This is a genomic window from Bacillus sp. JJ1521 (genome assembly GCF_036965165.1).
GTDB lineage: Bacteria > Bacillota > Bacilli > Bacillales > Bacillaceae_L > Ferdinandcohnia.
In genome coordinates, this window is record NZ_JBALOX010000202.1 from 493 (window position 1) to 3,187 (window position 2,695).

The window sequence follows — 2,695 nt, forward strand, 5'->3', positions numbered from 1 at the left end:
CTTAGTGCCAGTTAATGCTGAAAAACTTCCTTTGCAAATCTGTGGCATCCGCCGGAGGCTTTAACTTTAATCAATAGAAGTACCTTACTTCTACTGATTAAAGTTAATGTATCCAAAGGTGTTGAAAATTATCAGGAACCACTTAGGTCAATTACACCGTAATGAAATTTTGCTGTTTTTCGTTTATAAACGGTAAATCCGTATCTTTCAAATTGCTCACTTTTCCAGTGATCCTTTAACACTACTTTTTGTTTGGCAACTCGTTTTGCCTCTTTAATCGCTTCAGGACTTAATGTAGAATAAAGCGCAAAATTACGAAGTCCCTTGATTCCTTCCGATTCTTCAATCATTTCTTCAAACATTGGGTCAAAATATACAACATCAAAGCTTTTCGATGGACAGCTAGCTAAAAAACTTTCATATGTGTTATGCTGCACTTCAATCCGGACCATAGCCTCATTCATGTCTGGATAACCGGTATCCCAGCTTTTCAATCCGCCTTTTAACAGATAATACAAATACTTATTTCCTTCTAAAGACATGACGTTTCCGGTCCTGCCAACAACAAAGCTTGCGACAATGCTGTCTGATCCTAAACCTAAAGTACAATCTAAGAAGGTGCTCCCTTTCATCAAACCTGAAGCCTGAATAAAAGGATCATGCTCCCCCTTCATTATTCGCTTCATGCGAAACATAGCGGAATTTGGGTGAAAGAAAAGCGGCTCTTCTCCATGTTTCGGATAAATTTCAATCCGATTTTTCCCAACCACAAGGATATCTTCTTCGGTCAGCACTTGAAGATTGGCAATGGAACGCTTATTCCTCTGAATATAAGGAGTATCTAGTTCAGCAGCGACTTTTTTAGCCAAATCCACCATCTCATCATTTGTTCGTCCTGCAGTTGTTACAAACATTTTATCACCTGCACAAAAAAAGATGTCGTAATGACATCCTTTTAGCAATTCTTATTTAATGCAGAAGTTATATTTTCCATGATAGCTTCCATTGAATTTGATTCAATTTCATGACGTGGGATGAAGTGTACAACTTCCTTGCCTTTTAATAAAGCCATTGATGGAGATGATGGCTCATAGCCTTCAAAATACTCTCTCATCTTTGCGGTGGCTTCTTTATCTTGACCAGCAAATACTGTAACAAGATGATCCGGCTTTTTTTCGTTATTTAGAACTGCTTGTGTTACAGCTGGTCTTGCAAGTCCTGCAGCACATCCACACACAGAGTTCACAACAACAAGTGTTGTACCTTCTGCCTTCTCCATGTAGTTTTCTACTTCTTCCTCTGTTTGAAGCTCGTCAAAGCCCGCTACTACAAGCTCTTGTCGCATCGGCTTAACGATTTGCTTCATATATTCATCATATGCCATTGACATATAGAATCCCTCCCTTTTATTTCAATAAAATAAGCATACTATTTTGAACTAGCAAAATCAATTTTCAAACGATATCAATTACCATTTCCTACATTTTAAGTGAACGCAACGCCAATTATTTATTCCTACTTTCCGTCATTTGCTTCCAAACGGAACCTTTTGCTTCCTCGCCACCTTCGATTCGTTCGATGGCTATTTTGATTTGCATCTTTACTTCAAATTCTGGATCGTTCTCTGCTGCTTTAAGTGCTTCAAGTGCTGTTTCATCGCCAACCTCAAATAAAAACATAGCAGCCCGCCATCTTACAAGTTTACTTGAATCCTTTAATGCAGCACACATTGCACCAATTGCAGCTGGGTCCCCAAGATCAGACAAACAGTCGCCTGCTGTTCTTCTAACCGTAACTGATTTATCCTTTAATGCTTCATAAAGGTAAGGCAATACAGAAGGCTTCTCAATCATACCTAAATATACTGTTGCTAACCGACGGATTGACGGTTTTTCATCTTTCAATGCTTTTGCAAGTACTGGAAGATCGTCTTCTTCTGGATCCATTTGCTCTAAACTTGCATAACGTTTAGTCCAATCAGGATCATCCAGCATTTCCAATGTAACCGTATAGGTATGACGTTTTTGGAAAGTTGGGGCTGTTGTTTGCTCAGTTATTTGCTTTACTATACCGTCAAGTCGCTCTTTCGGATAGGCTGCAGCCAGCTCATCGACAACTTCTTTTCCAATTTCAAGACGATTGCCGTAACGAACACCTTGTTCCTTCCATTCCCGTTCCAAAACAACGTTTCCTGAAACCTCCCCGGCACGTAGTAAGCTTTCCTTGAACACATCTGGCAATCCAAAACGATACTCTTGTTCACCATCATAAAGCTTAACTTGCATTGGTAGACCTTTATACATTTGCACAAAAACCTTAACTTCTCCAAAATGCTCGTCAAGCTTCTGCGCTTCATTTTCTCCTTCAGCCACATCTTCGCCAAAGACTTTACGTACATTTGGTAAAAGCTCCTGCCAGTCAAATCTTGCATTTCTTTCAACCGCTAAGAAATCGGCTACATGATAAACACCTTTAATACCTTCGATAGCCATCAATTCTTTAATTAGTGGTGGTGCTTGATCTATGTTATCCTTTTTATAATTATTACTTTTTCCCTTTGGTAGTTCCTCGTCTAAAATAATCTTCATTGTATTCGGACTAGGTGTTGGTTCAATTGATTTAATTTTCATATCTACCGCTCCTTCTCCTACAAAATCAACTATCGTAATTGTAGCACACGAAATCACTATATTTC

General features: G+C 38.9%; 3 protein-coding genes. All 3 read right to left on the reverse strand.

Annotated features, from left to right (window positions below; all coding sequences use genetic code 11):
• Nucleotides 1-131: 131 nt before the first annotated feature.
• Nucleotides 132-914, reverse strand: a complete 783-nt coding sequence (locus tag V7147_RS21785) for a class I SAM-dependent methyltransferase (RefSeq protein ID WP_335369905.1) — start codon at nucleotides 912-914, stop codon at nucleotides 132-134.
• A gap of 41 nt (nucleotides 915-955) precedes the next feature.
• On the reverse strand, nucleotides 956-1,390 hold the full coding sequence (locus tag V7147_RS21790; protein WP_335369906.1) for a BrxA/BrxB family bacilliredoxin: 435 nt from the start codon (nucleotides 1,388-1,390) through the stop codon (nucleotides 956-958).
• Nucleotides 1,391-1,505: 115 nt separating this feature from the next.
• Complete coding sequence (locus V7147_RS21795; RefSeq protein WP_335369908.1) at nucleotides 1,506-2,630, reverse strand: conserved virulence factor C family protein; 1,125 nt, start codon at nucleotides 2,628-2,630, stop codon at nucleotides 1,506-1,508.
• Nucleotides 2,631-2,695: the final 65 nt, after the last annotated feature.